Source organism: Marinobacter sp. LA51 (assembly GCF_030297175.1).
In the GTDB taxonomy this organism is placed as follows: Bacteria; Pseudomonadota; Gammaproteobacteria; order Pseudomonadales; family Oleiphilaceae; genus Marinobacter; species Marinobacter apostichopi.
Map to the genome: position 1 here is coordinate 366,150 of NZ_AP028070.1, position 26,577 is coordinate 392,726.

Below are 26,577 nucleotides of genomic sequence, written 5' to 3' on the forward strand. Positions count from 1 at the left end.
GCTCAGACCCGTTCGATGAGTGTAGCAATGCCCTGGCCCACGCCCACACACATGGTGCACAGGGCGTAGCGGCCACCGGTGCGCTGCAGCTGGTGGGCCGCCGTCATCAGCAGGCGGGCGCCGGACATGCCCAGCGGGTGGCCCAGGGCGATGGCACCACCATTGGGGTTTACCCGGCTATCGTCGTCGGCAATGCCCAGCTCACGCAATACGGCGAGTCCCTGGGAGGCAAAGGCTTCATTCAGCTCAATAACGTCAAGCTCGTCGACACCGATGCCCTGCTTCTCGAGCAGTTTGCGCACCGCCGGGACCGGGCCAATGCCCATGACGCGTGGCTCAACACCGGCAGTGGCCATCCCGAGGATCTTGGCCATGGGCTTCAGGCCCTGGGCCTTTACTGCGGCTTCGCTGGCCACCAGCATGGCTGCCGCACCGTCATTAACCCCGGAAGCATTGCCTGCAGTCACGCTACCATTGTCCCGGAACGGAGTCGGTAAGGCTGCCAGTTTTTCCAGGCTACTGCTGCGCGGATGCTCATCGGTATCAAACACCAACGGCTCCTGCTTGCGGCGAGGAATGGATACCGGCACGATTTCCTCGGCGAAGATGCCGTCCTGTTGAGCCCGGGCAGTTTTTTCCTGAGAACGGAAGGCAAACAGGTCCTGGTCCTCCCGCGACACCTGGTACTGCTCGGCGACGTTTTCCGCCGTTTCAGGCATGGAGTCAATGCCGTACTGCTGCTTCATCAGAGGATTCACGAAGCGCCACCCAATGGTGGTGTCCTCGATCTTCTGGCCCCGTGAAAAACCGGAGTCAGCCTTGCCCATGACATAGGGCGCGCGGGACATGGATTCCACGCCACCGGCCAGTACCAGCTCCATTTCGCCGGCACGAATCGCCCGGAATGCGGTGCCGACGGCGTCCATGCCGGAACCACACAATCTGTTAAGGGTGGTGCCTGGTACTGACGTCGGCAAGCCGGCCAGCAGGGCCGACATCCGAGCGATGTTGCGGTTGTCTTCGCCGGCCTGGTTGGCGCTGCCCATCATGACTTCGTCGATTGCGGCCGGGTTCAGGTCTGGCGCCTGCTCCAGTACGGCCTTGAAAATATGCGCAGCGAGATCATCAGGGCGCACGCTGGCCAGGCTTCCGCCAAAGCGGCCAATGGCGGAACGGCGGGGATGGCAGAGAAATACGTCAGTCATGGTGAACCTCACTGTTGGCCCGATTGAGTTGAAGCGTGATGGGCATGAGTGCGCGCTTTCAGATCACGTAAAATCTCAAGCTCTTTGGCAGACGGCTCCGGTGTGGTCTCCAGCTGATCCGCAAAACGGATTTCCCAGCCGGTCGCCTCGATAACGTCTTCCCGGGTCACGTTCGGGTGCAGGGAAGTCACCACCAGCTCCTTGGTGTCCGGGTCTGGCTTGAGAATGCACAGGTCAGTGATCACCACCGTGGGGCCGCGACCAATATTGGGCACGTTATCCCGGGCCTTGCCGTCACGGCCGAAACCAACGGTGGTCACGAAATCCACGTCCTTCACGAAGGTGCGCTTGGAGTGCTTCACGGTAATGAAGACTTCCTTCGCGTTGGTGGCGATTTCCGGGGCACCACCGCCACCGGGCAGGCGCACTTTGGGCTCCCGGTAATCACCGATCAGGGTGGTGTTCAGGTTGGCGAAGCGGTCGATCTGGGCGGTGCCCAGGAAACCGACGCTGATGTGGCCGCCCTGGAGCCAGTAACGGAACATCTCCGGAACGCCGACCGTGGTCAACGCCGATTCGCACAGTTCGCCATCACCGATGGACAGCGGCAAGACGTCCGGTTTGGTCTGCAGGGTGCCGGACTCGTAGATCAGGGTAACATCGGGGGCGTGGGTCAGCCGTGCCAGGTTGGCGGCTTCACTGGGCAGGCCGATGCCGACAAAGCAGGTCATGTCATTGGTCAGTGCGCGGGCGGCAGTGACACTCATCATTTCTGAAGAGGAAAATTCGAGGCTCATCACGCAGCTCCTTTTTCAAAAACATTGTCTTTCAGCCAGGCCTGGAAGGTGTCTCGGTCCCGGGCGATGCCGTCCCACTCTTTGTAGAAAGCGTTGTCGCGGTCGTAATAGCCCAGCGCATAGGACGGGCTCGCGCCTTTGGGGGCTTCGGCAATGGCAGTAACAGCCCAGGACGGCAGCACGCAGGCGTTCACGGAAGCGCCAAGATCATCCACCACTTCTTCAACGGTGACGATGCTGCGTTTGGCGGCCAGTACGACTTCTTTCTGGATGCCGACAATGCCTTCGATCAGCACGTTGCCTTTGCGATCGGCACGCTGGGCATGAATGACTGCAACATCCGGGCGCACGGACGGTACGGCGGCCAGGCGTTCTCCGGTGAATGGGCACTCAATGAACTTGATCTGATCGTTCACCTTTGGCAGATCGCTGCCGACATAGCCGCGCAGAACGGCCAGCGGCAGGCCCGCGGCACCTGCTTCATAGGCGCAGGCCATGGCGGCGTGACTGTGTTCCAGGATTTCCAGCTTGTTTGGCCAGCTTTTCTCGACCGCATCCCGTAGGCGGTGCAGCGAGCCGACCCCCGGGTTGCCGCCCCATGAGAAGATCAGTTTCTTGGCGCAGCCGGCCCCAATCATCTGGTCGTACACCAGGTCTGGGGTCATACGGATCAGTGTCAGGTCACGTTTTTCCTGACGGATGATTTCGTGGCCTGCAGCGAACGGGATCAGGTGGGTAAAGCCCTCCATCGCAACGGTGTCACCGTTGTTGATGTGTTTGCTTACCGCGTCCCGGAGAGAGAGGAATTCAGCCATCGCAGTGTCTCCATCGTGATTTGACAATAAGTTCGATATACGAACATAAGTTTATTATGCGAACATCATGGCGTGATTCGATTTGCAGCGTCAAGTACAAAATTTCATCAATTTGGCTGGGTGCACGAATGTTCGGAGTGCGAACGAGCTGCTACCATGCGCTGACCCTGACTTCCAAGGGCGCTTAAGGAGCTTAAATGGACGATAAAATTCTCAAGCCCGGAGATCGGGATTACGTGGGTGCACTGGCTGCCGGGCTGGAAATACTTCAGGCCTTCGATGCGGAGCACCCACGCATGACGTTGAGCGAAGTGGCAGCGCGAACGGAAATGGACCGGGCCAAAGCGCGGCGTTTCCTGCTGACATTGCAGGCACTCGGGTTTGTGAAGCGGGCCGGGCGCCAGTTCGAACTCACGCCTCGGGTTCTACAGCTGGGCTACGCCTACCAGGCGTCGAATCAGTATCGGGCGGTGATTCAACAGTATCTCGAAGCCATCACGGCGGAGCTGGGGGAGTCTTCGTCACTGGCTGTGCTCGATGGTGACGACGTGGTCTATGTTGTTCGTTCTGCCGCACGGCATCGGCTTATGGCAATCACGCTCTCGGTGGGGACGCGATTGCCAGCGGCATACACCTCGATGGGTCGAGTGCTGCTGGGTCAATTGCCGGATCACGAGCTGGACGCCTTTCTCGGACGGGTTCAGTTATCTGCACTAACGCCTTCCTCGGTTACCTCGGTAGACGCTTTGCGAAATGAGATTCAAAGGGTGCGCGAGCAGGGGTACTCTCTGGTGGACCAGGAGCTGGATCAGGGCCTTCGGTCGGTGGCTGTGCCGGTCTTTGCAGGTAGCGGTGAGCTACTGGGCGCCATCAACGTCAGTACCAATGCCGCCAGGGTGGATATGGATACCCTCATGGGCCTGTATCTCCCGCGGCTCCAGGATGTTGCCGAGAAGATCAGACAGGCAGCCCGCTGATCACGGGTAGCGCCCGGTCAGGCGATTTTGCACCAGTTCATCCAGGATCGTGTTGGCCAGGCGCATGACCGCGTTCGGGTTTTCCCCTCGCCGGCGGGAGGCGATCACCGGGGTGGTGATGTTGGGGTCTTCCAGCGGTGTAAAGTCCACGCCTTCACGGTTAAGTTTGCGAACCTGCTCCGGCACCAGAGTGAATCCCATCTCGGAGGCCACCAGTGATAGCGCCGTTTGCAGGTCGTTCACATGTTGGCTGACATGCACCTTCAGCCCACGCCGGTGGAACAGGCCCTGAGTGATGTCGGCAAAGTTGGGTCCCGGCCCTGAAGGAAAAACCACCATCGGCCAGTGGGATAGGTCTTTCATGGACGGTGGATTGCGGGTCAGCTCATGTCCGGATGGGATGGCGGCGATGATGGGCTCGTCAAAAAGCAGTTCCTGCTCCACATCCGGATCGTCAATACTGACTCTTCCAAAGCCGATATCGATCTTGCCCGTTTTCAGGGCTTCGACCTGCTCGCGAGTTTTCAGCTCGTGCAGGACAATCTCCAGATTTTTGTTTCGCCGCAGTCTCCGTACCATCAATGGCAGTTGGCCATAGAACACCGACGGTACGAAGCCGATGGAGAAAATGGTCTTGCGATGCTGGGCAATACGCTGGGTGTCCTCCACCGTTGCCGCAACTTTGTCCAGAATCTGCCGGGCCTGTTCCAGGAAAAACTCACCGCCGTTGGTCAGCTCCAGTCCCCGGGGTTTGCGGATGAATAATTCGACTCCGACTTCCTCTTCAAGTTGTTTCATGGCGCGGGTTAATGGTGGTTGCGCAATGAACAATTTTTCTGCCGCCCGAGTCAGGTTGCCTTCATCTCCCACTGCAACGAAGTACCGCAGGTGTCTCAGCTCCATCCATACCTCCAGGGTATCGGTTGCTACTTAATCAATATTGGTTCGTGTCCGTGGAACTTCGTATTGTTCGAATCACAGGTTTTTTAATTCGTGATCCGGAGATCCCATGTCCGCAACCATCCAGTCCATTGAGGCAGTATTGGTCGATATCCCGACCATCCGCCCCCATAAGCTCTCCATGACAACCATGGGGGTTCAGAGCATGGTGATCGTGCGGATGACGGACTCCAATGGGCTTGAGGGCCTGGGTGAGGCCACCACCATCGGTGGCCTGGCTTACGGTGCAGAGAGCCCGGAAAGCGTGAAACTTACGATTGACACCTATTTCACTCCGCAACTGATTGGCCAGCCAGCCGAGAATATCAATACCCTGAGAGTAATGTTAAACCGCTCCACCCGCGGTAACAACCTGGCACGGTCGGCCATTGAAACAGCGTTGCTGGATCTGCAGGGCAAACGCCTGAATCGTTCGGTAGCGGATCTACTTGGCGGGGCGGTCCATCGGCACATTCCGGTGCTGTGGACTCTGGCCAGCGGTGATACCGACCAAGATATTGAAGAAGCCCGCGGTCTCATCGAAACCCGTCGGCATTGTGACTTCAAACTCAAGATCGGTTCCCGCCGTTTGATGGACGATGTCCGTCATGTGGCCGCCATCAAAGAGGCTGTCGGTGAGTCGGCCAGTGTTCGTGTTGATGTCAATCAGGCCTGGGACGAAGCCACTGCCGCGAAAGGTATGGCTGAGCTTCAGGCTGCCGGCATCGATCTGGTCGAACAGCCCACCCCAATGAAGGACTATGCCGCGCTGGTGCGCCTGTCCAACAAATTCCATCTGCCGATTCTTGCGGACGAAGCCGTAGCGGATGCCAAGGATATGTACGCCCTGGCTGCGGCCGGCTTTAGTGGCGCTGTTGCCATGAAGATCGCCAAGGCCGGTGGGCCGATTCGGGCCCTTGAGCAGGCTTCCGTTGCCCAGGCGGCCGGTATCGGCTTGTACGGCGGCACCCTGCTGGAGGGCACGATCGGCTCTGTGGCCTCGCTGCACGCCTGGTCCACCCTGGAAACCCTGCACTGGGGGACGGAGATGTTCGGTCCCTTGCTGATGAAGGACGACATCGTAGCCAAGCCCTTGCGCTTTCACGACCACGGTGTCGATCTACCCGAGGGCCCAGGCCTGGGAATCGAGCTTGATGAAGACAAGTTGACCTATTACAGCCGGAAAGCCTGAGGCGCCGGAAGACATCGAGAACGGAGGAAAGCACATGCTGTTTAAAGTCGAGATGAAGGTGAATATTCCCCACGACATGCCGGCAGAAGTTGCGGCTGACATCAAGGCTCGGGAAAAAGCCTACGCCCAGGGCCTGCAAGAGCAGGGCAAATGGCGTCACCTCTGGCGGGTGGCAGGAAGCTACGCCAACGTCAGCATTTTTGATGTGGAAGACAACGCGGAATTGCAGGAGCTGATCAGCAACCTGCCGCTGTTTCCCTACATGGATATCACTGTCGCGCCCCTGTGCCGGCACCCGTCGTCCATCCAACAGGACGATCGTTAAATCCAACGCCCCGTTGCTAACCGATGAGCTGATCAAAGCAACAACAACAAAAGAATTGGGAGACCAACAATGACCGTTAAAACCATGCAAACCCCGGAAGTGAAGGACCTGCTGGAAAAGGTAGCCGGCCTCAACAAGGACGGTGGCGATGAGCGAATGAAGAAAATCGTTCACCGCGTCATGCACGATATCTTTCAGATCGTGGAAGATTTTGATGTCACGCCCGAAGAATTCTGGAGTGCCGTCTATTACGTGGGCGAATTGGGTGCCAATGGTGAAGTAGCCTTGCTGGCACCGGGCCTGGGTATGGACCGCTACCTGGACATCCGTCAGGACGCCGAAGACGAGCAGGCCGGCCTGACCGGTGGCACCCCCCGTACCATTGAAGGTCCGTTGTATGTGGCCGGAGCCCCCTTGAGTGAAGGCTTTGATCGTATGGACGACGGCTCGGATACCGAAGCCGAAGTGGTCCTGATCAAGGGCCAGATCACCGACGAAAACGGTGCGCCGCTGGCCGACGCCATTGTCGACATCTGGCACGCCGATACCAAAGGCGCCTACTCCTACTTTGATCAGTCCCAGAGCGAGTACAACCTGCGTCGCCGCATCAAGACCGATGCCGAAGGCCGTTACGCTGCCCAGAGCATCATGCCATCTGGATACGGTTGCCCACCGGAGGGTTCAACCCAGCAGCTGCTGAACCACCTGGGCCGCCATGGCCAGCGTCCGGCGCACATTCATTACTTCGTGTCCAAGCCGGGTTACAAGCATCTGACTACCCAGATCAACATTGCCGGTGATGAGTACACCTTCGACGACTTTGCCTTTGCCACCCGCGAAGAACTGGTGGTTGAAGCCAAGCGTGTTGAACAGTCCGAAGACGGCGCCCGCCACGGCGTTACCGGACCGATTACCGAAGTGGAGTTCAACGTTGCGTTGGTAGCCACGGACAAGCCTGAGCTTCAAGAGCGCCACGCACGTCGTCGCGCCCTGGAAGCCGACGTCGCCTGAGCGCCACCAAGAACAAGACGGAGTGAACGACATGACCAATAAACTCGAAAAACTCGCAGACAAGGTTCGCAGCGCTGTTGTTGCCGACCCTGAAACCGGACGCTACCAGTGCGACCGGGGCATTTTTACCGACCAGGAGCTGTTTGACCTGGAGATGAAGTACATCTTCGAAGGCAACTGGGTATATATGGCCCATGAGAGCCAGATACCGGAGCCGGGCGATTACTTCACCGTGACCGTGGGTCGACAGCCGGTGATCATCACTCGCACCAAGGACGGCGAGCTCAAAGCCATTCTCAATACCTGCTCGCATCGGGGCGCGACTCTGTGCCGCAAGAAGCGCGGTAACAAGACCTCCTTTACCTGCCCGTTCCACGGCTGGACTTTCCGCAACGACGGTCAGCTTTTGAAGGCCAAGGACCAGAAGAAGGGCGGTTACCCGGAGCAGTTCAATACCGACGGCTCCCACGATCTGAAGCAGATGCCCAAGTTTGAGAACTACCGTGGCTTCCTGTTCGGTAGTCTCAATGCCGACGTGATGCCGCTCGAGGAGCATCTGGGTGAAACCACCAAGATCATCGACAACATCGTTGATCAGTCGGAAGACGGCCTGGAAGTACTGCGGGGCAGCTCAACTTACACCTACGAAGGCAACTGGAAGCTGACCGCGGAAAATGGTGCCGATGGCTACCACGTCGGCACGGTGCACTGGAATTACCTGTCGACCATGGGACAGCGTAACTACGACAAGGGTGGCACCGAAGCCGTCGATGCCAAGAGCTGGTCGGCCGAGGGCGGTTTCTACTCGTTCGAGAATGGCCACATGATGTTGTGGACCCGGCTGTTGAACCCGGAAGTGCGCCCGATTTTCAGTCAACTGGAACGTCTTCAAAAGACCTACGGCGAGGCCCGTGCCGACTCCATTGTCCGCACCACCAAGAACCTGTGCCTGTACCCGAATGTCTACCTGATGGACCAGTTCTCCACCCAGATTCGGGTGACCCGCCCCATTGGTGTCAACAAGACCGAAGTGACCATCTATGGCTTTGGTCCGAAGAACGAACCGGCCGAGTTGCGCGCCAAGCGCATCCGTCAGTACGAGGATTTCTTCAATGTGACCGGCATGGGCACCCCGGACGACCTCGAGGAATTCCGTGCCTGCCAGAACGGCTATGAAGCCCGGGATATGCGCTGGAACGACATGAGCCGGGGCGCTGCACACTGGATCGACGGCCCAGACGAGCATGCCAACCAGATCGACATGAAGCCGACCATGAGTGGTGCGCGGCCGGACGACGAAGGCCTGTACGTAAATCACCACAAACACTGGCAGGTGGAAATGACCCGTGCCATCGAAGCTGAGCGTGCCCGTTTCATTCCCCTGGCTTCGAGTTCAACAGATTCAGAGGAGGCGTCCGCATGAGCCTGAGCTACCACGATATCGAACAGTTCATCATCCGTGAGGCCCGTTTTCTGGATGATCGCGAGTGGGACAAGTGGCTGGAGTGCTACCACGAGGACGTCACCTACTGGATGCCGGCCTGGGACGATGACGATGAGCTGACCGAGGATCCACAAAGCGAGATCTCGCTCATCTACTACCCCAACAAAGAGGGGCTGGAGGACCGGATCTATCGGATCAAGACCGAGCGTTCTGGTGCCAGCTCCATGCCTGAGCCACGCACCACGCACTTCACCAGCAATCTGGAAATTCTGTCCCAGAGCGACAGTGAAGTGAAGCTGCGGTTCAACTGGCTGACCAAGGCCTATCGCTACAAGCAAACGGCGGAATTCTTCGGAACCTCCTTCTACACCCTGGATATTACCGGTGAGCAGCCCGTAATCCGGGAGAAGCGAATGGTTCTGAACAACGATTGCATCAATCAGGTGCTGGACGTCTACCACCTGTAATTGATGGGGAGAGCATCATCATGAGTTACAACATTGCGCTTAACTTTGAAGACGGCGTGACCCGGTTCGTTTCCTGCAATGACGGTGAAACGGTCCTGGATGCCGCCTACCGCGCGCAGATCAACCTGCCGATGGACTGCTCCGACGGCGTTTGTGGTACCTGCAAAGGTGCCTGCCACCAGGGCGACTTCGACATGGGCGAGGAGTACATCGACGAAGCCTTGTCAGACGAGGAAGCGGACCGTGGCATGGTACTGACTTGCCAGATGGTGCCCTCCAGCGATTGTGTGGTGGAAGTCCCGGTTGCCTCAACTATGTGCAAGACCGGCAATGCCGAAGTGACCGGAACGGTGGCGGAGGTGAACCTGATCTCGCCAACGTCGATCGAGCTGAAGATCGCTGCGGACGACGACATAGCTTTCCTCCCCGGGCAGTACGTGAACATCCAGGTGCCCGACACCGAGGAAACGCGCGCCTACTCCTTCAGCTCCAAACCTGGCAGCCGGGACCTGAGCTTCCTGATTCGCAACGTGCCGGGTGGTCTGATGAGCTCATGGTTAGTGGGCAAGGCGCGCACCGGGGATAAGGTGACATTGACCGGGCCCATGGGCAGTTTCTACTTGCGCCCGGTTGAGCGGTCGATCCTGATGCTGGCGGGCGGCACTGGCCTGGCACCGATGCTGGCGAAACTGGAGTATCTGAAGGTCCACGGTTGTGATCAACCGACTCATCTGGTGTATGGCGTCAGCAATGACGACGACCTGGTGTGCCTGGATATCCTGGATCGCTTTGCTGCGGAGCTGGACAACTTCAGCTACGTCACGGTGGTGTCCGGAGAGGACAGCGATCACCCACGTAAGGGCTATGTCACCGAACACATGGACGAGGCGCCGCTCAATGATGGCGATGTCGATGTCTACCTGTGCGGGCCACCGCCGATGGTGGATTCCGTGCTCGGGTTTTTCCGGGAGCAGGGCATCGAGCCGAATTCGTTCCACTACGAGAAGTTCACGCCCAGTGCGCCTGCGGCCAAGGAGAACGTCGCATGAAAGCCCGCTTCACCGACAAGGTTATGGTGATTACTGGCGCTGCCCAGGGAATTGGCAAGCGAGTCGCCGAACTGGCGGCTGCCGAAGGCGCCCGGCTGGTGTTGGTTGATATTGCTGATTATGTGCAGGGCGTTGCAGCCGAACTCCGTGACCAGGGTGCTGATGCTGTGGCGGTGCTGGCCAACCTGGAAACCTGGGCCGGTGCTGAAACGGTGATGGCCGAGGCGCAAAAGCAGTACGGACGCATTGATATCCTGGTCAACAATGTCGGCGGTACGATCTGGGCGCAGCCTTTCGAACACTACACCCCGGAGCAGATTGAAAAGGAAATCCAGCGCTCGCTGTTCACCACCTTGTGGAGTTGTCGCGCTGTCTTACCTTACATGCTGAAGCAAAACGGTGGCGTGATTGTGAACGTGTCATCGGTGGCCACCCGGGGCCTGATGCGAGTGCCTTATGGTGCCGCCAAGGGCGGTGTGAATGCCATGACCGTGAATATGGCGTACGAGTATGCCTCTCACAATATTCGCGTAAATGCGGCGGCGCCGGGCGGTACCGAGGCACCCCCGCGGCTGACACCTCGCAACGCCAAGGAACAGAGCGAACAGGAAAAGGCCTGGTACCAGTCGCTGATAGACCAGACCACGGAAAACAGCTTCATGCATCGCTATGGAACCCTGGACGAACAGGCGGAACCTATCCTGTTCCTCGCATCGGATGCGTCATCTTACATGACCGGCACCGTCCTGCCTGTGGCAGGCGGAGACCTGGGTTAACCAATCACAAAACTCCGCACAATAACAAAAGCGGAAGTGAGAGATCATGAGAAACATCGATGTAAACGACGTTGTTGATAACGCAACGTTCAATAAATTTCACTGGAAGGTACTCTTCTGGTGCACCCTGATTATCATTTTCGACGGCTATGATCTGGTGATTTACGGCGTCGTTCTTCCGCTCCTGATGGATCAGTGGGGCTTGAACCCTTACGTGGCCGGCCTGCTTGGCAGCAGCGCACTGTTTGGCATGATGTTCGGGGCTATGAGTTTTGGCATGCTCTCGGACAAACTGGGGCGCAAGAAAACGATCATCATGTGCGTGGTGCTGTTCAGTGTGACCACCGTGATCAACGGGTTTGCGACCACACCTTGGGAGTTCGGCATTCTTCGCTTTATTGCCGGCTTGGGTATCGGCGGTGTGATGCCTAACGTGGTATCGCTGATGAGCGAGTACTCCCCCAAGAAAAGCCGAAGCACCCTGGTAGCACTGATGTTTTCGGGGTATGCAGTGGGCGGCATGATGTCAGCAGGGCTTGGCATCTGGATCGTGCCCAACTTTGGCTGGGAGATTATGTTTTATCTGGCCATCGTGCCCATGTTGATGCTGCCGTTCATGCTGAAATTCCTGCCGGAGTCGGTGGCCTTCCTGATGGCCCAGAAACGCGAAGGCGAAGCCCGGTCGATTCTGCAACGTGTTGCGCCGGACAGAAACATCACTGAGCGCGACGTGTTGATCGTGCCGCCGACCACAGAAAGCAAAGCGCCGGTGCTGGAGCTGTTTCGCGACGGCCGGGCCATGAGCACGATGATGTTCTGGACGGCATTCTTCTGCTGCTTGCTGATGGTCTATGCCCTGGGTTCCTGGTTGCCGAAACTGATGTCTTCAGCCGGATACGCCCTGAGCTCCAGCCTGATGTTCCTGATGGTGCTGAATGTTGGTGCGATTGTCGGTGCCGTGGGCGGCGGTTGGCTGGCGGACCGATTCTCCCTCCGGTCAGTACTGGTTAGCTTCTTCCTGCTGGGTTCCAGCTCGCTGATCCTGTTGGGCTATGAGAGCCCCATGTGGTTCCTGTACACCCTTATGGGTATTGCCGGCGCGACCACCATTGGCTCACAGATTCTGCTGTACGCTTACGTGGCCCAATATTACCCGACCAGTATTCGTTCCACTGGCCTGGGCTGGGCCTCAGGCATCGGTCGCAATGGCGCGATTGTTGGGCCAATGCTCGGCGGTACCCTGCTGGCAATGGCGCTGCCGCATCAAATGAATTTCCTGGCGCTGGCGATTCCCGGGGCCATTGCCACTGTTGCCATTGCATTGGTAGACCGGAAGGGCTTGTCGCGTGAGCCCCGCGCGCAAGTTGGGCCAGTAGCTGCAGCGTCCACTAACTGAATTGAGCGTTGAAGTTGTGTCTGGGTAGACGGTCAGTCGTAGCCCACTTTGGCCCGGGAGCGTAAGCTTCGCGGGCCTTTTTTCTTTTATTTAGCGATACAAGGACCTCTCATGGCCGCATTCACGAAAGACCTGTCTTTATCTGCAGTTGTCGCCGGTTTTTTGGCTGTGCTGGTGTCTTACTCCGGCCCATTGGCTATCTTTTTCCAGGCTGGCAACAGCGCCGGTATCTCTCCGGAAATGATGACATCCTGGGTTTGGGCTATTTCCATGGGCGCCGCTATCTCGGGTATTGTCCTGAGCCTATGGCTCAAAGCCCCGATTGTGACTGCATGGTCTGCGCCCGGTACGGCGTTGCTGGTCACCCTATTCCCTGAACTCACCCTGAACGAGGCCGTTGGCGCCTACATTACCGCCGCTCTCATCATCTTCCTGATCGGTATTACCGGAACCTTCGATGCCTTTGTGCGTGCCATTCCGAAAGGTATTGCCGCTGGCATGATGGCCGGGATCCTGTTCCAGTTCGGGGTTGGTGCATTTGCGTCGATTGAAACTACCCCTGCGCTGGCGCTGGGAATGGTCGTCGCCTATGTGGTGTTCAGGCGCCTGTTGCCAAAATATACCCTGGTGCTGTTGCTCATTACCGGCGTGATTCTGGCGGTGGTTCTGGAAGGCGCCTCGCTGTCAGGCGTGCGCTGGAGTTTAGCTGTACCGCAATTCATCAGCCCGGAATGGAATCTGGAATCCACCCTGAGTCTGGCGATTCCGCTGGTTCTGGTGAGTCTGACCGGGCAGTTTCTGCCGGGCATGGCCATCCTTAACGGCGCTGGTTATCACGTCAAAGCGAAACCGGTTATCGGGGTTGCCAGTCTGGTGTCGCTGCCAATGGCTGTTTTTGGTGGTATCACCACCGTGGTGGCGGCTATCACCGCTGCGATTTGTACTGGCGAGGATGCCCACAAGGATCCGTCCAAACGCTATGTAGCCGGGGTTGCCAATGGTGTGTTCTATCTGGTCGGAGGGCTTTTTGCTGGCACTATCGTCAGTCTGTTTACCTCACTGCCGGCGGCATTTGTTGCGGTGTTGGCGGGCCTTGCCTTGCTGGGTGCAATTGCCGGTAACCTGTTTTCGGCATTGGAAGATGCCAGTCACCGGGAGGCGTCGCTGATCGCCTTCATCGTGACCGCCTCCGGACTGTCGTTGTACGGGTTGTCGTCTGCTTTCTGGGGTGTTGTCATCGGCTATGGGTGTTACCTGGTGCTCAATGGCGGCGGTAGCAGAAAAACCTGAGGGATTCGGCTAGGCTGGGAGCACATTTATGAGAGCTGCTCAATCATGACCGATCACATCGAACTGCCATTTCGTTTCCGATTCCGCGTGCGTTACGGCGAGTGTGACGCCCAGGGCGTGGTGTTCAATGCCCGCTATGCGGACTTTGTCGACATCGCCGTGAACGAGTACATCCGTACCCTGTTTGGGGATTACCAGCGGCTGCTGGATCAGGACCTGGATATTCAGGTGGTGAGCCTGACGGTGAACTGGAAAGCACCGGCAAAGTTTGACGACGTGCTGGAAGCCCGCATTCGGGCAGGGCGAATCGGCAACACGTCGTTCGCGCTGCATCTGGAGTTCTATCGGTTTGGTGAGGAGCAGTTGATCGCCGACGCCGACATCACCTATGTGATGATTCAGCCGTCAATGATGGCAAAAGTGGCGGTGCCGGGAACGATCAGGGAATTACTGGAGGCGGGAGCACCCGGCGTGCTGATAAGCCACGCCGGGGAGCAAGTACAGGAGGGCTGATTAGCCTTCCTGCAGGGCCTGGATCACCGCCTTGGCGGTGCCTTCCGAGGAGGGCGGGTTCTGACCGGTGATCAGCTTGCCGTCTACCACGATGTGTGGCGTGAAGTCGTCACCGCAGGTGTAGGTGCCGGTTTTTTCCTTCAGCATGTCTTCCAGCAGGAAGGGCACAACGTTGGTCAGGCCAACCACTTCTTCCTCGCTGTTGCTGAAGCCGGTCACGTTGCGGCCGCCAACAATGTTCTGACCCGGCTTCACTTCCACATCCCGGAATACTGCGGGGGCGTGGCAGACCGCACCGATCACTTTGTCCTGTTCGTACGCGGTCTTGATCACCTCAATGGATTTCTGGTCGTTGACCAGATCCCACAGCGGGCCATGGCCGCCGGGATAGAACACGGCGTCAAAATCGTTCATGTCCACGTCTGCCAGCTTTTTGGTGCTGGCCAGTGATTCCTTGGCGTGAGCGTCGGCCTGGAATCGACGGGTGGTTTCGGTCAGCGCGTCTTCTCCCTCACTGTTGGGATCAACCGGCGGCTGACCACCTTTCGGGGAGGCAATAGTAATCTCGGCACCGGCATCCCGAAAGACGTAATAGGGCGCGGTGAACTCTTCGAGCCAAAAGCCCGTCTTGTGACCTGTATCGCCCATCTGGTCGTGGGAGGTCAGAACCATCAAAATTTTCATAGTGTGTCCGTCCTTTTATCGACGAATGAATGGCAAATCTCAACTGCGCCTGGTATCGAGTTGGAGCCTAATGGAACAAATTCAACCGGGGTTACGTGGAATAGAGCAGGACAGATCTGTCCGGGGCTTTTCTCAGTACATTGCGGTAGACTTCAGATTCGACATACCGAGTGTTCAAGGAGGGGGTCAGAATGGGCGCATGGAAACTGCTCCTGCTTACGCTGCTCGCGCTGCCAGCGTGGGCGCAACATGGCGCGGGAGCCGTCGAACCGCAGACTGTCACTGTTGGGATCAGTCATACCCCGCCCTATCGTGTGGTCGAAGATGGCGTGCGCTCCGGGCTCTATGTTGACGTGTTCGAGGCGATCACCGCCCATCTGGGCTGGACTGTGCGCTACCGGGAAGCCCCTATCCGTCGTGCGCTTCTCCTGATTCAGCAGGGGGAGGTGGATGTTGTGCTAGGACCCAGGCGAACGGAGGATCGGGAGCAGTATCTGGATTATGCCATCCCGGCGTTTTCATCCGAGCGTCACCTGTTCTTCTATCAGACCGACACCCAACGCATCGAACGCTACGAAGACCTCTACGGACGCGTTATTGGTGTGGTGGAGGGGGCCAGCTATTTCCCTCGGTTCGATGCTGACGAAAAAATCTTGAAGGAGTCCGCGCCCCGGTATGAAAACCTGATGTTGATGCTGGAGCGGGGACGTGTCGACGTTGTGGTGGCGCCAGAAGTGGTCGGCCAGTACACCGCAAACCGCCTGGGTTTGAGGGTGTCGGTATCGCCGTTCTCGGTGCCCGGTGAGCGTCGCTACATCGCGGTGTCAAAGTATTCGGCGGCTCATGACTACGTGGACGACCTTCGCCATGCACTTGAGCTGGATGAGCTTGATGCCATCTATCGCAAACACGCTGCAGACTATCTGGATAAAGCCGCTCAATGACTCCGGACCATAATGACCTCTGGTTCCTGCCGCTAGGCGGAACTGGCGAGATCGGAATGAATCTCAATCTTTACGGTCACGATGGGCAATGGCTGATGGTGGATTGTGGCGTGACCTTCCCAAAGCCCGGCCGGGTGTCAGCGGATGGCACCGTCCACCACCGTGGCGAGCCTCCGGTGCAGATGGCTGACCCGGCCTTTATTGCCGACCGCCGGGCACAGCTGGCAGGACTGATCATTACCCACGCTCATGAAGATCACGTCGGCGCCGTGCCTTATCTCTGGCCGTTGCTGCAATGCCCGATCTACACCAGTCGCTTCACGGCCGAGATCCTTCGGAGAAAGCTGGCGGAATTTGATCTGGCTCATCGGGTTCCTATCATTGTGGTGGAGACCGGCGAACGCCGGCAGGTAGGCCCGTTCAACGTTCAGTGGCTGGCCTTGACCCACTCTATTCCAGACCCCAATGCCCTGATGATTCGCACCGGCATCGGCAACATCTTCCACAGTGGCGACTGGAAACTGGACGACCATCCCCTGGTGGGCCATGGCTACTCCCGCGAGACGTTTACCGATCTGGCGAGCGAGGGCGTGGATGCCATGGTCTGCGATTCCACCAACGCCACGGTGGCCGGGCATTCCATTTCCGAGGCGGCGCTGCACCAGGGCTTGCTGGAGGCGGTCCGGGGCGCCCCGGGGCGAGTGGTGGTGACCTGCTTTGGCAGCAACATTGCCCGCCTGCATACCCTTGGCCTGATTGCCCGGGAAACCGGGCGTTACATGGGGCTGCTCGGGCGTTCGCTGATCAACATGAGTGGGGCCGCACGGGCCGCAGGTATCTGGGATCAGGCTGACAAGCTGATCAACCCTTCGCACCTTGGCTACCTGCCAAAGGGCGAGGTTCTGGCCGTGGCCACTGGCAGCCAGGGTGAGCCGCGCACCGCATTGCGCCGCCTGGCCATGGGCAGCCATCCGGATTTCGAGCTGGAAGCCGGTGATACCGTGATCTTCAGCGCCCGCGCCATTCCGGGTAACGAGGAAGCTATTGAGGCTCTGATCGACCGGCTTCGGGCAATGGGCGTCACCGTGATTACCGCCGAGCAATCGGCCGTGCCAATTCACGCCTCCGGCCACCCGGCCCAGGAAGAGCTTCAGGCCATGTACCAGTGGGTGCGGCCGAAGATCGCCATTCCGGTGCATGGAGAGGGTGAGCACATGGATGCCCATGCGCAACTTGCCAAAGGCGTTGGCGTCTCGAAAACCCTGGTTGGGCGCAATGGTGACCTGTTCATGATCCGGCCGGTGCCGGGCATGCGCCGGCAGATTGCCGAGACCGGTCGGCTGGGGTGGGACAAGCAGGAGCTGGTCCGGGTTGAGTGAATCCGGAGCAGATTGCGATAGTTGTTCGCATCCTATCTGGTTAGACTGGACCTCTTACTACCATAAAACCTATCACAGGAGGCAGTCGTCTAATGGCTATCTGGACCCGCACCCCGAATCTTGAATCGTTCATGGAATCCAGTAAAAACACCGCAGTCGGTCACATGGGGATCGAGTATCTGGAAGTTGGCGACGACTATGTCAAAGGCCGTATGCCGGTGGACGAGCGCACTGTCCAGCCATTTGGCATCCTCCACGGCGGTGCGTCGGTACTGCTGGCGGAAACCCTGGGGAGCATGGCGGCCAACTGCTGCCTGAAGAGCCCCGACACGGTGGCAGTGGGCCTGGACATCAACGCCAACCACCTGCGCCCGGTCAGCAAGGGCTGGGTATACGGTACCGCAACGGCGCTGCACATCGGCAGTACCACTCAGGTTTGGGAAATCCGCCTGGAGAACGAGGAGGGCAAGTCCACCTGTATTTCCAGGCTGACCATGGCGGTGACCAAGCTGCCGGGCCGCTAATCGTTCCAGGGTTCTTCTGAAGTTTCGGGAATCGGGGCTGACATGATCAGCCCCTGATCGACAAAGTCCTGCAGTACGATGCCGTAGGCGCCATCCGGCACTTCCTTTGCAATCTGGTAGGTTGCGCCGGTTGAATCCTTTGGTGACTTCATCAGGTCCAGATGCTGGTACGGCGCCAGCTCCACGCGATTGGCATCGCGCACCATCAGCACCTTGGGCTTGAGTTTGTGCTTGGGGTGACTCTCGACCACGATCCCGACCTCGCCGTTGAGCATTTCCACGATCGAGCCCGGCGGGTAGATGCCAATCATCTGGATGAAGGCTTCCGCCAGTTCCTTGTCGAACTGGGTGCCCCGATGCTTGTGAATTACATCAAGCGCCTGCATGGACGCCCGGCCTTTGTCATAAACCCGGTCACTGGTGACGGCGTCGTAGGTGTCGACCAGACCCACGATCTTGGCAAAGTAGGGGATCTGCTGGGACTCAAGGCCCCTTGGGTAGCCTTCACCATCCATTCGCTCATGATGACTGTAGGCAACGTCCACTGCGGTGGCCAACGAATTGCTGGTGCCCATCAGGATGGCGCGGCCGTGGGTGGTGTGGGTCCGCATGAGCTTGAACTCTTCTGGAGTGAGCGCTCCGGGTTTGTTCAGCACCGCATCCGGAATTCGGGTCTTGCCGACGTCGTGCAGCAAACCGCACAGGGCCAGTGTGCGAATCTCGCCTTCCAGTAGCCCCAGATGCTTGCCGAATGCCGCCGACAGGATCGAGACGTTGATGCAGTGCTCAGCGGTGTATTCGTCCTGATGTTTGATCTTGGTGAGCAGTAGCAGGGCGTTTTCGTTGCGTAGAACGCTTTCAACGCAGCTGTTCACCACCGTGCGGGCATTGTTCAGGTCCAGTGCTCGGCCCACCCGTAAACCCGACATGATTGACTTGGCGGTTTTCTGGGCGTCTTCGAACTTGACCGCCGCGAACGGCATTTCGGTGCCTACATCGACTTTGTTGATGTAGGTGACTCGTTTTCGAGGAGCCATCTTCTTGACTGGCTCGTTCTGCGCGGGCTGTTTTTTGGAAGCGCTTTTGAACATGCCCATGAAGCCCGACGATTTCGGTTTGGACGCGGATCGGGTCGGGTGCGCTGAGTGCTGCGAGACGGTGTCCAGCCGGCCTTCGATAAAGACGAAGTCACACTGGGTCTGCAGGGAATGAATCTCCTGGGGATCGCGGATCACAAAGCCCTGCAGCATAAAATCCGTTTCTTCCCAGGCCCGGTCCAGACGCACAACGTGCATGCCCAGCACCAGTTCAGAGACGTGGACTCGGGTTTCAACGATTTCTTTGTGGGTTTTGCCCATGGCCAATATTCAGTCTTCCCTATGTCATGCGCCTAGTTTGAGGTGAAACCTCAGCTGCGGACAGGCTGAATTGCAAAATCTGGTCAAATGGTGTTCATTCAGCTGGTGGGTCGCTGAATTCCTTGCCGGCGGCCCGCCTTATAATCAATAGAGTAGACTGGATTATCGGCGATGCACAATCACAACAGTGTCCGGCTTTGGTGGCTAGCACTTGGCGCCGCACTGGTCCCTTTTCTGACTATTCACCTGACTTTTCTAGTCTCGGTTCTGGAGGGCCATGTTTCGTTGTGCGTGCCCTACTGGGACAGCTGTACGAGCATTAGTCGAACCGGGCGCTACGGCACAGCTTATTTCATCTTCAAAGGGGCTATGCTGCCGGCTGCCATTGTTGGCATTCTGTTTTGGTACGGCAATCGCGCCTGGCTTGGTCAGCTTGGGTTGCGCTCCGCAGGCGCGGCCTGGGTGCCATGGTTGGGGTTGGTCGCAGGCCTTGCGCTGGGAATCTATACGGTGGCCCTGGGCCATGAGGGCGATGGCTTCAATCTTATGCGGCGTATCGGAGTGGTGCTCTACCTCTCCCTGACCTTTCTATGCGAACTCCTGATCAGTGGGGCGCTCCGGCAACATCCAACCTGGAGCCGTCAGGGCCGGTGGTTGCTGGGATTGTGCCAGCTGACCCTGGCGATCGGCATACTGTCAGTACTCTTGAATGCCCTGGCGCCAGACCTCTATCGCCGAACCGACGACGCCTTCGAGTGGGTTTTTGCCCTGCTTATCAATGTTCATGCCCTGTGGCTGGCCTTGCTCTGGCGCAAGAGCGGGTTCCGGGTGCGGTTCTGGGTGGATTGACGGTCACAGCGACATCAAGCCTCGCACGAGGGCGGCAATGCCGGCGACGGCTGCGATGATCAGGATCACGGGCCGAAGCCCGTTGGCGGGCATCCGGTGCACCAGGTGACCGGACAGCCAGAAACCGATGAGCATGCCCGGAAAGGTGAGTCCGAACAGGCGCAGTTCCCGGAGCCCCAGATACCCGGAGAACAGCAGGGCCGCCAGGCTGAAGAAACTTGCGGTCAGGAAGAACGCTGACATGTTGGCGCGCACCAGCGGGCCCTTCTGATTCTGGTAGATCATCGCGATGGGCGGGCCGCCCACGGCGGTGATGGTGCCCATAAAAGTGGAGGCGGCCCCGGCAATGACACTGTTGCGGGCATTCAGGGCCGGGCGCAGGCCGCCAACACTCAGGGCCACGCCGGTCAGGATCAGGATGCCGAAAATCAGTTCAAAGCCTTTCGGTGACAGCACCAGGAGGATCAGCGCCGCCAGGATCGTCCCGATGGCTCCGCCCCAGATCGCAAATCGCACTTCCCGGATCGCCAGGGCACCCCGGTTACGGACCAGCATCAACACCGTCAGCACCGACGCATTCAGGATCAGTGGTGCAGGCAACAGTATGGGGCTGATCAGAAACAGCAGCGGTGCCGCCAGGGTGCCAATGCCATAACCGGCTACGCCCTGCAGGCAGGCACCGGCCAGAAGAGCGGCATTTGCGAGAAGAACCTGTAGCAGGCTTATATCATCCAAGATCATCACCGGGTTATGAGCGGTGTGCTTTGATAACACAGCGGGCTAGCGGTTGAAACTGATAGACTGCCGGGAGCTATCAGACCATGGTGTAAGAACGGATCACGCCCGATGACAGACTGCCTTTCCAGAGACTCCTCCAAAGACCTCTCAAAAGAGATATCTCAATGTCCCTGTGGCTCCAGCCTGGAATATTCAAGGTGTTGCCAGCCCCTGCATCGAGGAGAGGTCGCCGCCACGCCGGAGGCGCTTATGCGGTCACGGTACAGTGCCTTTGTGGTCGGACAGGCCGACTATCTGCTGGCCACCTGGCACTCCAGTACCCGGCCGGGTGAGCTGAGTCTGGAACAGTCGCCAGAGTGGGTGTCGTTAACCATTCTCGACAGTTCCGAGGTTGGGGATGCGGGCCAGGTCCACTTCAGGGCCGTGCACCGGGTCGCCGAAGGCTGGGGCTATCTGGAAGAGCGGTCTGAGTTTGTGCGTGAACAGGGCCGGTGGTTGTACGTCACTGGAGATACCAGCGAGGGCCAGTTAAAACCCGGACGCAACGACCGTTGTCCCTGTGGCAGTGGCAGGAAATACAAAGCCTGCTGTCTGTAGGTGCCAGTGAGCGGCTGGTACTGCTCACCGGCGCTTTAGTGCTCCGCATCCAAATACGTCTCCAGGGCTCCTGCCAGCCAGCCAACCACAGCACCGCCCTGGGCCTGTTCCGATTCCAGGGTGCTGAACACTTTCCACCACTGGGCGCTACGATGCCGAATAACGGTCAGTTGTTGTTGCCGTAGCGCCTCAGCAATCAGCGGCAGGGGCAGATCAGCCCAGCCCGCTCCTTCGATGACGGCATCACGAATCAGTTCGTACTGGGTGAATGCCAGGAAGTTGGCAGTTTCCGGCGATTCCGCTTCTACTCGCGCATTGTTCATGTAGGCCAGAGTCACCTCCGTGTGGCTCACCAGGTCGTCCTGGGTTACTCGCTTTAGTTGGCTCAGGGGGTGGTCCGGGGCCGCGACGGTCAGCATGCGCACATCAGCCAGTTCCCGGAACCACTGGTAGCCCTCACTCTGCAGTTCTGGCATCAGGCCATAAGCGACATCCACCGACTGGTTCCGTACCAGGGTAGGCAACTCTCGGGGTGGTGCCAGGTAAACGGACAGGCTGGTCTGGGGGAAGCGGGTTTTAAGTTGCCGTAGAATACCCCGCCAGGCGGCCTCGGGCAGGGCATCGTCCCGGGCAATCCTCAGGACCGATTCGGCCCCGCTGAGATGATGCTGGCACCGGGCACGAATCTGCCCGGCCACCTGATCAAAGCGCCGGCAATCGGTGACGATGGCGCTGCCAATGGGCGTCAGGTGCAGTTGGTTGCCGGTGCGCTCGAACAGCTCAACACCCAGGTCATCTTCCAGTGCGGCCAGCATGGTGCTCACCGTGGTGCGGCTTCGGTTCAGTTCCCGGGCGGCCGAGGCGATGGTGCCGTTGCGCACTACGGCCAGGAATACCTTAATCTGCGATGTTTTCAACGACTGCTCTCCTTGCGACGGGTTTTCCGTCGGTCACCGACTCACGCCAGGGCGCGGGTGTCGCTAATATGGGCTTTAAATCACGGGAGAGCAAAAATGTTGATGTTAATAGCGCGGGAAAACATGGCGCTGACCCTGTCGGCCATTGCGGCGGGTCTGTTTGCGCTGGTGGGCATCAGTTGGGGGCTTTGGATTGGCTCGCTGGTGATCCTGTTCGATGGCGCCTATTCACTGGTCAGTGTGGTGTTGTCGCTGTTGTCGCTTTATGCAGCGCGGGTGATTCGTCGTCCGGCCTGTGCCGACTACCCGTTTGGTCGCGGCGCGATTGAGCCCCTGGTTATTGCGGTCAAAGGGCTGGTCATTGCGCTGGTGTGTCTGTTGTCGATGGTGTCGGCCGTTATGGCTTTAATCGAGGGTGGTCGTGCGGTCAGCGCCGACATGGCTATGGTGTTTGCGGCCGTGAGTGTTGTGGGTTGCCTGGCAGTGTGGCTGTACCTTGCCTGGGTAGGAAAGCGGGTTGGATCCGGATTGGTGGTGGCGGAACGCCGCCAGTGGTTGATGGATACCGTGCTGAGCGCCGCCGTTCTGATCGGCTTTGGTGTGGGTGCCTGGCTGGAACAGAGTGCCTGGTCAGCCCTGGCGGTGTATGCGGACCCGGTCATGATGGTACTTATTTCGGCCTATTTCATTGTCGTGCCGGTAAAAATGACCGCCGGGGCAGTTCGGGAACTGATGCTGGCAGCGCCGCCTGAGTCGGTGGCCGACGAAGTGCACGGTGTGCTCAAGGCGGAAGGCATCCTGCCTCAACAGGTGAAGATGGCCAAGATAGGTCCGAGCCTGATGCTGGAGATTCGTCTACCAGGCAACTGGCCAGGTAGAATTGAGCGTCTTAAGCGTGATTTGATGCAAGAGCTGGCGGAATTGCCGGTGCGACCGGCGATCTTCATTCGCAACAGTCTGGTCTAGGCCTGCCTGTCGGCAGTGCTGCGGTGTTGGTGCCGGTCTGCTCATGGATGTCGACGAACATCAGGTTGCCGCCCTGGAGTTTGCGCAGGGTTCGGATCTCACGGCTGCACAGCGGACACTGACCGTCGTAAAAAAAGCGTGTCACAGCGGTGATCCATCAAGTTCTCCAAGGGCTAATATTTGCTCGCGGACCTCCGTTTTCCGCTGGGTTAATTGAGTCTCCAAACCAGCAACGGCCGCCGGTAAAGCCTCCGGCGAATCCCATCGAAACTGATGCAGAAGCTGAATCTGCACCGACAGATCCTGAAACTGGCCGAACAACTGTTGGCGAGCTTTTACTCGTTTCAGCAGCCCCTTCCATCGGTCCGGCTCTAGTTCCATCAGATACCGGGCACGCTTCAATAACTTGCGCAGGGCATGAATCTCCTCGTCCGATGACTCGGGTGTGAGTTCGGCCGTTGTCCGGTTGCACTGGGTGATCCGTCGGTCGACGGTTGTTCGGATGTCTTTGTGACTCAGCGCTTTGGCAAGTTTCTGAAAGGGGCCGGACTCAATCAGGTTGAGCCATTCCTGGCTATGCTTCTGGTGGCGCTTGCTGGTCAGGCTTTTGTTCAACCGCTGTTGTTCGATGTCTGTGGCCTGTTCGAAGTAGGTGCGCAGGCCGGTCTCGAGCTCCTCATTGCCGCCGCAAAGCTCGGGCAGCTGTTGCAGCAGCACGTGCAGATCCCTCAGTTGACTGGTGGCTCCGGCCTGTTGCTTGAATCGCTTGACGGGTTTGGTCAACAGTTTGGAGCCACTGACTTCACGGATGGATTCAGCGATGGCGCGGCTGCGCCGCAAGGTAATCCGGTATTGATGCAAGAATTCGTCATCCAGCCCCGAATATACCCCCGGCTCCAGATCCTTGAGCCAGTGGTGGAGGCTCTGGAGAGTATCGGCAAGGTCCCGTTTACGCCCTGTAGTGTCGGGGTTGGCGCGCTTCTTTTGTTTGCGGACAAAGTGGGTGTAGCTGAATTGCTGCGGTGTTAGCAGGGCTTCCAGCTTGCCCTTGCACCTGGCTTTGCCGAGCTGGCACCAGTGATCTACGGGGATGCACAAGTGCATGAAGCTGCCTGTCGGCAACTGCGCCGGCGACTGTTTCAATAGCCACTGGGCCAGCTCCAGCAGTGCCGGATTATGACCGATGACGGCAACGGTTTCCTGGTCACCACCCCCCTGAAGCCAGTGCAGCAGCTTTTGATAGTCAAAGGTGTAGAGCTCCGGGCAAATATGCACCCGCGTTTCGGGAAAGGTTTTCGGCAAAACCCCGGTCAGGGTGGCCTGAGCCCGCGCGGCAGTGCTGGCGTGAACTTCGCCGGCAAAGGCGCCGTGATGGGCCAACGCCACACTCAGCGGTGCCAGCTGGCTTTGCCCTCGGGCATTCAGGGGGCGGTCCCGGTCGCTGAGGCTGTCGTCGGCCCAGCTGGATTTTGCGTGTCGAATTAGAAAAAGCTGCTTCATGATGCAATCCCGCTGCAGGGGCGATTGGTTAAGCTGGATTCAAGTTCTGCGGCCGGTGGCCGATATCCGGATTTAGATCGAGCGTGAACCAGACCAGTCTAGAGTCACGGTGAGGTAGGTGCATAGGGCGCACTTTGTGTTCCGACTTCTTTTAGCCGCATCGTTACCTGCCTTAACAGATTGGAACAGCACGCGACGAATCTCTGTGGATAATCCATAACTCTAATCAGTCCCCAAGGATCGTTGACATGAACTTTTTGAACACCCTTCGCATTCGCTCGCGGCTGCTTCTGGCGGTTCTGGTCCCCGTCTTAATTACTGCGGCCACGCTCGCCTGGATTACCATCAGTCAGATTGACGCCCAAGGTGAGGCCGAGCTTCAGCGTCTCAAATCCGAACTGCTGGAAACCCGGAAGAACGGACTGAAAAATCTTGTGGATGCCGCCGAGGCCGTGGTCCTCGAAGCGAAGAACGATCCCAACCTGTCCGAAGAGGAGGCCAAGGCGGAGGCCGCGTCCCGGCTGCGCAGTATCCGGTTCGATAAAACCAACTATGTGTTCGCCTACACCCGTGATGTGGTGAATCTGGCCTATGCCCCGGACCCTTCCAAGGAAGGCCCGACCAATAACCCGACATTGAAAAAGCTGGTGCGGGCGCTGTTTGCCGCAGGTGAGTCCGATGGCTATTACGGCTATGACTGGATGAACCCGGGTTCGGGCCAGGAAGAGCCGAAAGTGTCCTATTCCACGATTATTCCGGGCTGGGACTGGATGATTGGTGCCGGCGTGTACGTCACTAATATTGATCGTGACGTCGCCGCTGCCAAAGCCGAGATTGCTGAAGAACGAAATGCCACGCTTGGTTTTATCCTGCTGGTGACCGTTGTTGTCGTGGTCATCGCCATGCTGATTGGCCTTGTGGTTGGCCGCTCCGTTACCAAGCCTCTGAAGCAAGTCAGCGATATAATGCAGGAAATTGCCGACGGCGAGGGCGATTTGCGTCAGCGCCTACCGGATGAAGGCAATGATGAGTTGTCTGAATTGGGGCGTCGTTTCAATGCCTTTGTGATCAAGATCCAGAACACCATTCGCGAAGTCGGTGCCACCACCGATCAGGTCGCCTCCGCCGCTGAGGAGTTGAGCCGGGTGGCGAACGAAACCCGTGCCTCGGTTCAGGAGCAGGGTTCAGAGACCGATCAGATTGCGTCGGCGATCAATGAAATGGCGGCGACCATCCAGCAGATTTCAGGCAATGCCAATCAGGTCGAAAGTGCCGCCTCTGATGCCGATCGCGTTGCCCGTGACGGTGGTGAAACCATTGTCAGCGCTCAGGGTTCCGTCAACAAACTGTCTGAGGAGATCAAGGAGAGTGCCCGCACTATCGATGTGCTTGCGGAGAAATCTGACGACATTCAGCAGGTGTTGGATGTTATCCATGCGGTCACTGAGCAGACTAACCTGCTGGCGCTGAATGCTGCCATTGAGGCTGCTCGGGCCGGTGAGCATGGTCGAGGTTTCTCCGTGGTCGCCGACGAGGTGCGTCAGTTGGCCAAGCGCAGTGCCGAGTCCGCCGAACAGATCCGCGAAATGGTGAATGGGTTTGTGTCAGAGTCCCGCTCCGCAGTCGACCGCATGAACAAGTCTCGCGACCGCTCCACGGAAACCGTGGAACGCATCGATCACGCCGCCACGGCGTTGGGCACCATCGAGAAATCAGTGGGTCAGATCCATGATCAGGTGACCCAGATTGCCACCGCAGCGGAACAACAGAGCCAGGTGGCCGAGGAAATTAACCAGAACGTGGTACGCATTGTTGATGCCGCCCAGCGCAGCGATACCGGCGTGACCCAGACCAATGAGGCGAGCCTCGAACTGGCCCGCCTGGGCGAAACCCTGCGGGGGCTGGTGGGCCAGTTCAAGGTGTGA

The 26,577-nt window shown here is 58.4% G+C and carries 28 protein-coding genes and 1 pseudogene; 19 read left to right on the plus strand and 10 right to left on the minus strand.

Features of this window, described 5'->3' with window-relative positions:
* Positions 1–2: 2 nt before the first annotated feature.
* From pcaF to QUE89_RS01595, 3 genes are read right to left on the minus strand one after another with little or no spacing between them, the layout of a single operon-like run.
* Positions 3–1,205 carry a 3-oxoadipyl-CoA thiolase gene (gene pcaF, locus QUE89_RS01585; protein ID WP_286221554.1) on the minus strand — a complete coding sequence of 401 codons (1,203 nt, stop codon included), beginning with the start codon at positions 1,203–1,205 and terminating at the stop codon, positions 3–5.
* An 8-nt stretch (positions 1,206–1,213) separates the two neighbouring features.
* Positions 1,214–2,002 carry a CoA-transferase subunit beta gene (locus tag QUE89_RS01590; protein WP_286221555.1) on the minus strand — a complete coding sequence of 263 codons (789 nt, stop codon included), beginning with the start codon at positions 2,000–2,002 and terminating at the stop codon, positions 1,214–1,216.
* Positions 2,002–2,817 carry a CoA transferase subunit A gene (locus QUE89_RS01595; protein WP_286221556.1) on the minus strand — a complete coding sequence of 272 codons (816 nt, stop codon included), beginning with the start codon at positions 2,815–2,817 and terminating at the stop codon, positions 2,002–2,004. The genes QUE89_RS01590 and QUE89_RS01595 overlap by 1 nt, the downstream gene beginning before the upstream one ends.
* A gap of 197 nt (positions 2,818–3,014) precedes the next feature.
* Between QUE89_RS01595 and QUE89_RS01600 the strand changes: the two genes are divergently transcribed.
* Positions 3,015–3,794 carry an IclR family transcriptional regulator domain-containing protein gene (locus tag QUE89_RS01600; protein WP_286221557.1) on the plus strand — a complete coding sequence of 260 codons (780 nt, stop codon included), beginning with the start codon at positions 3,015–3,017 and terminating at the stop codon, positions 3,792–3,794.
* Here QUE89_RS01600 and QUE89_RS01605 read toward each other — a convergent pair whose 3' ends face one another.
* On the minus strand, positions 3,795–4,697 hold the full coding sequence (locus tag QUE89_RS01605; RefSeq protein ID WP_286221558.1) for a LysR family transcriptional regulator: 903 nt from the start codon (positions 4,695–4,697) through the stop codon (positions 3,795–3,797).
* 106 nt (positions 4,698–4,803) lie between these two features.
* On the opposite strand from QUE89_RS01605, the gene QUE89_RS01610 reads away from it, so the two are divergent.
* The 10 genes from QUE89_RS01610 (at position 4,804) to QUE89_RS01655 (ending at position 14,196) form a co-directional block, all read left to right on the plus strand.
* The gene (locus QUE89_RS01610; protein WP_286221559.1) at positions 4,804–5,925 is read left to right on the plus strand and encodes a muconate/chloromuconate family cycloisomerase; all 1,122 of its coding nucleotides are present in this window, start codon (positions 4,804–4,806) and stop codon (positions 5,923–5,925) included.
* Positions 5,926–5,959: 34 nt separating this feature from the next.
* Positions 5,960–6,250 (plus strand): muconolactone Delta-isomerase, encoded by a 291-nt coding sequence (catC, locus tag QUE89_RS01615; protein WP_286221560.1) that lies wholly within the window; start codon positions 5,960–5,962, stop codon positions 6,248–6,250.
* A gap of 69 nt (positions 6,251–6,319) precedes the next feature.
* Positions 6,320–7,261 (plus strand): catechol 1,2-dioxygenase, encoded by a 942-nt coding sequence (gene catA / locus QUE89_RS01620; RefSeq protein ID WP_286221561.1) that lies wholly within the window; start codon positions 6,320–6,322, stop codon positions 7,259–7,261.
* Positions 7,262–7,292: 31 nt separating this feature from the next.
* Complete coding sequence (locus tag QUE89_RS01625; protein ID WP_286221562.1) at positions 7,293–8,684, plus strand: Rieske 2Fe-2S domain-containing protein; 1,392 nt, start codon at positions 7,293–7,295, stop codon at positions 8,682–8,684.
* Positions 8,681–9,172 carry a benzoate 1,2-dioxygenase small subunit gene (gene benB / locus QUE89_RS01630; protein ID WP_286221563.1) on the plus strand — a complete coding sequence of 164 codons (492 nt, stop codon included), beginning with the start codon at positions 8,681–8,683 and terminating at the stop codon, positions 9,170–9,172. The genes QUE89_RS01625 and benB overlap by 4 nt, the downstream gene beginning before the upstream one ends.
* 20 nt (positions 9,173–9,192) lie before the next feature.
* On the plus strand, positions 9,193–10,221 hold the full coding sequence (gene benC, locus QUE89_RS01635) for a benzoate 1,2-dioxygenase electron transfer component BenC (protein WP_286221564.1): 1,029 nt from the start codon (positions 9,193–9,195) through the stop codon (positions 10,219–10,221).
* On the plus strand, positions 10,218–10,997 hold the full coding sequence (gene benD, locus QUE89_RS01640; protein ID WP_286221565.1) for a benzoate diol dehydrogenase BenD: 780 nt from the start codon (positions 10,218–10,220) through the stop codon (positions 10,995–10,997). Before benC ends, benD begins: the two co-directional genes overlap by 4 nt.
* Positions 10,998–11,043: 46 nt before the next feature.
* Positions 11,044–12,393, plus strand: a complete 1,350-nt coding sequence (locus QUE89_RS01645) for an MFS transporter (RefSeq protein WP_286221566.1) — start codon at positions 11,044–11,046, stop codon at positions 12,391–12,393.
* 111 nt (positions 12,394–12,504) lie between these two features.
* Positions 12,505–13,683 (plus strand): benzoate/H(+) symporter BenE family transporter, encoded by a 1,179-nt coding sequence (locus tag QUE89_RS01650; RefSeq protein ID WP_286221567.1) that lies wholly within the window; start codon positions 12,505–12,507, stop codon positions 13,681–13,683.
* Between the two features lie 45 nt (positions 13,684–13,728).
* A complete protein-coding gene (locus tag QUE89_RS01655; RefSeq protein ID WP_286221568.1) occupies positions 13,729–14,196 on the plus strand; it encodes an acyl-CoA thioesterase in 468 nt (155 codons plus the stop codon).
* On the opposite strand, the gene QUE89_RS01660 is transcribed toward QUE89_RS01655, so the two are convergent.
* A complete protein-coding gene (locus QUE89_RS01660; protein ID WP_041340691.1) occupies positions 14,197–14,880 on the minus strand; it encodes a type 1 glutamine amidotransferase domain-containing protein in 684 nt (227 codons plus the stop codon).
* Between the two features lie 191 nt (positions 14,881–15,071).
* Here QUE89_RS01660 and QUE89_RS01665 point away from each other — a divergent pair, with 191 nt between their 5' ends.
* The 3 genes from QUE89_RS01665 to QUE89_RS01675 all read left to right on the plus strand — a co-directional run bounded on the left by QUE89_RS01665 (position 15,072) and on the right by QUE89_RS01675 (position 17,727).
* Positions 15,072–15,824 carry a substrate-binding periplasmic protein gene (locus tag QUE89_RS01665; RefSeq protein WP_286221569.1) on the plus strand — a complete coding sequence of 251 codons (753 nt, stop codon included), beginning with the start codon at positions 15,072–15,074 and terminating at the stop codon, positions 15,822–15,824.
* A complete protein-coding gene (locus tag QUE89_RS01670) occupies positions 15,821–17,203 on the plus strand; it encodes a ribonuclease J (RefSeq protein ID WP_286221570.1) in 1,383 nt (460 codons plus the stop codon). Before QUE89_RS01665 ends, QUE89_RS01670 begins: the two co-directional genes overlap by 4 nt.
* A gap of 92 nt (positions 17,204–17,295) precedes the next feature.
* The gene (locus QUE89_RS01675; RefSeq protein WP_286221571.1) at positions 17,296–17,727 is read left to right on the plus strand and encodes a hotdog fold thioesterase; all 432 of its coding nucleotides are present in this window, start codon (positions 17,296–17,298) and stop codon (positions 17,725–17,727) included.
* Here the strand turns inward: QUE89_RS01675 and QUE89_RS01680 are convergent.
* Entirely contained in the window at positions 17,724–19,085 is a 1,362-nt protein-coding gene (locus QUE89_RS01680) for a cyclic di-GMP phosphodiesterase (protein ID WP_286221572.1), read from the minus strand. The two genes, QUE89_RS01675 and QUE89_RS01680, sit on opposite strands and share 4 nt — an antisense overlap.
* A 171-nt stretch (positions 19,086–19,256) precedes the next feature.
* Between QUE89_RS01680 and QUE89_RS01685 the strand changes: the two genes are divergently transcribed.
* On the plus strand, positions 19,257–19,934 hold the full coding sequence (locus QUE89_RS01685) for a Frag1/DRAM/Sfk1 family protein (RefSeq protein WP_286221573.1): 678 nt from the start codon (positions 19,257–19,259) through the stop codon (positions 19,932–19,934).
* 3 nt (positions 19,935–19,937) lie between these two features.
* On the opposite strand, the gene QUE89_RS01690 is transcribed toward QUE89_RS01685, so the two are convergent.
* The gene (locus QUE89_RS01690) at positions 19,938–20,669 is read right to left on the minus strand and encodes a sulfite exporter TauE/SafE family protein (protein WP_286221574.1); all 732 of its coding nucleotides are present in this window, start codon (positions 20,667–20,669) and stop codon (positions 19,938–19,940) included.
* Positions 20,670–20,780: 111 nt separating this feature from the next.
* On the opposite strand from QUE89_RS01690, the pseudogene QUE89_RS01695 reads away from it, so the two are divergent.
* Together QUE89_RS01695 and QUE89_RS01700 are read left to right on the plus strand one after the other, a co-directional pair.
* Positions 20,781–20,861: pseudogene (locus QUE89_RS01695) on the plus strand (hypothetical protein); the annotation flags it as partial.
* Between the two features lie 60 nt (positions 20,862–20,921).
* Entirely contained in the window at positions 20,922–21,269 is a 348-nt protein-coding gene (locus QUE89_RS01700; protein ID WP_286222800.1) for a YchJ family protein, read from the plus strand.
* Between the two features lie 35 nt (positions 21,270–21,304).
* Here QUE89_RS01700 and QUE89_RS01705 read toward each other — a convergent pair whose 3' ends face one another.
* Positions 21,305–22,186, minus strand: a complete 882-nt coding sequence (locus QUE89_RS01705; protein WP_286221575.1) for a LysR family transcriptional regulator — start codon at positions 22,184–22,186, stop codon at positions 21,305–21,307.
* Between the two features lie 96 nt (positions 22,187–22,282).
* On the opposite strand from QUE89_RS01705, the gene QUE89_RS01710 reads away from it, so the two are divergent.
* Positions 22,283–23,152 (plus strand): cation diffusion facilitator family transporter, encoded by an 870-nt coding sequence (locus QUE89_RS01710; protein WP_286221576.1) that lies wholly within the window; start codon positions 22,283–22,285, stop codon positions 23,150–23,152.
* On the opposite strand, the gene QUE89_RS01715 is transcribed toward QUE89_RS01710, so the two are convergent.
* Both QUE89_RS01715 and QUE89_RS01720 read right to left on the minus strand, forming a co-directional pair.
* Positions 23,130–23,297 (minus strand): DCC1-like thiol-disulfide oxidoreductase family protein, encoded by a 168-nt coding sequence (locus QUE89_RS01715; RefSeq protein ID WP_286221577.1) that lies wholly within the window; start codon positions 23,295–23,297, stop codon positions 23,130–23,132. The genes QUE89_RS01710 and QUE89_RS01715 overlap by 23 nt on opposite strands.
* A complete protein-coding gene (locus tag QUE89_RS01720) occupies positions 23,294–24,652 on the minus strand; it encodes a CHAD domain-containing protein (RefSeq protein WP_286221578.1) in 1,359 nt (452 codons plus the stop codon). The genes QUE89_RS01715 and QUE89_RS01720 overlap by 4 nt, the downstream gene beginning before the upstream one ends.
* 248 nt (positions 24,653–24,900) lie before the next feature.
* Here QUE89_RS01720 and QUE89_RS01725 point away from each other — a divergent pair, with 248 nt between their 5' ends.
* Positions 24,901–26,577, plus strand: a complete 1,677-nt coding sequence (locus tag QUE89_RS01725) for a methyl-accepting chemotaxis protein (RefSeq protein ID WP_286221579.1) — start codon at positions 24,901–24,903, stop codon at positions 26,575–26,577.

Excerpts from the sequence above, each read along its gene's own strand:
- QUE89_RS01675 (WP_286221571.1), top strand. The coding sequence starts at position 17,296 with ATGGCTATCTGGACCCGCACCCCGAATCTTGAATCGTTCATGGAATCC.
- QUE89_RS01590 (WP_286221555.1), bottom strand. The coding sequence starts at position 2,002 with ATGAGCCTCGAATTTTCCTCTTCAGAAATGATGAGTGTCACTGCCGCC.
- QUE89_RS01670 (WP_286221570.1), top strand. The coding sequence starts at position 15,821 with ATGACTCCGGACCATAATGACCTCTGGTTCCTGCCGCTAGGCGGAACT.
- benC (WP_286221564.1), top strand. The coding sequence starts at position 9,193 with ATGAGTTACAACATTGCGCTTAACTTTGAAGACGGCGTGACCCGGTTC.
- QUE89_RS01645 (WP_286221566.1), top strand. The coding sequence starts at position 11,044 with ATGAGAAACATCGATGTAAACGACGTTGTTGATAACGCAACGTTCAAT.
- QUE89_RS01625 (WP_286221562.1), top strand. The coding sequence starts at position 7,293 with ATGACCAATAAACTCGAAAAACTCGCAGACAAGGTTCGCAGCGCTGTT.
- benD (WP_286221565.1), top strand. The coding sequence starts at position 10,218 with ATGAAAGCCCGCTTCACCGACAAGGTTATGGTGATTACTGGCGCTGCC.
- QUE89_RS01665 (WP_286221569.1), top strand. The coding sequence starts at position 15,072 with ATGGGCGCATGGAAACTGCTCCTGCTTACGCTGCTCGCGCTGCCAGCG.
- QUE89_RS01680 (WP_286221572.1), bottom strand. The coding sequence starts at position 19,085 with ATGGGCAAAACCCACAAAGAAATCGTTGAAACCCGAGTCCACGTCTCT.
- QUE89_RS01595 (WP_286221556.1), bottom strand. The coding sequence starts at position 2,817 with ATGGCTGAATTCCTCTCTCTCCGGGACGCGGTAAGCAAACACATCAAC.
- QUE89_RS01700 (WP_286222800.1), top strand. The coding sequence starts at position 20,922 with ATGCGGTCACGGTACAGTGCCTTTGTGGTCGGACAGGCCGACTATCTG.
- QUE89_RS01655 (WP_286221568.1), top strand. The coding sequence starts at position 13,729 with ATGACCGATCACATCGAACTGCCATTTCGTTTCCGATTCCGCGTGCGT.
- catC (WP_286221560.1), top strand. The coding sequence starts at position 5,960 with ATGCTGTTTAAAGTCGAGATGAAGGTGAATATTCCCCACGACATGCCG.
- pcaF (WP_286221554.1), bottom strand. The coding sequence starts at position 1,205 with ATGACTGACGTATTTCTCTGCCATCCCCGCCGTTCCGCCATTGGCCGC.
- QUE89_RS01685 (WP_286221573.1), top strand. The coding sequence starts at position 19,257 with ATGCACAATCACAACAGTGTCCGGCTTTGGTGGCTAGCACTTGGCGCC.
- catA (WP_286221561.1), top strand. The coding sequence starts at position 6,320 with ATGACCGTTAAAACCATGCAAACCCCGGAAGTGAAGGACCTGCTGGAA.
- benB (WP_286221563.1), top strand. The coding sequence starts at position 8,681 with ATGAGCCTGAGCTACCACGATATCGAACAGTTCATCATCCGTGAGGCC.
- QUE89_RS01605 (WP_286221558.1), bottom strand. The coding sequence starts at position 4,697 with ATGGAGCTGAGACACCTGCGGTACTTCGTTGCAGTGGGAGATGAAGGC.
- QUE89_RS01710 (WP_286221576.1), top strand. The coding sequence starts at position 22,283 with ATGTTGATGTTAATAGCGCGGGAAAACATGGCGCTGACCCTGTCGGCC.
- QUE89_RS01725 (WP_286221579.1), top strand. The coding sequence starts at position 24,901 with ATGAACTTTTTGAACACCCTTCGCATTCGCTCGCGGCTGCTTCTGGCG.
- QUE89_RS01610 (WP_286221559.1), top strand. The coding sequence starts at position 4,804 with ATGTCCGCAACCATCCAGTCCATTGAGGCAGTATTGGTCGATATCCCG.
- QUE89_RS01600 (WP_286221557.1), top strand. The coding sequence starts at position 3,015 with ATGGACGATAAAATTCTCAAGCCCGGAGATCGGGATTACGTGGGTGCA.
- QUE89_RS01720 (WP_286221578.1), bottom strand. The coding sequence starts at position 24,652 with ATGAAGCAGCTTTTTCTAATTCGACACGCAAAATCCAGCTGGGCCGAC.
- QUE89_RS01650 (WP_286221567.1), top strand. The coding sequence starts at position 12,505 with ATGGCCGCATTCACGAAAGACCTGTCTTTATCTGCAGTTGTCGCCGGT.
- QUE89_RS01660 (WP_041340691.1), bottom strand. The coding sequence starts at position 14,880 with ATGAAAATTTTGATGGTTCTGACCTCCCACGACCAGATGGGCGATACA.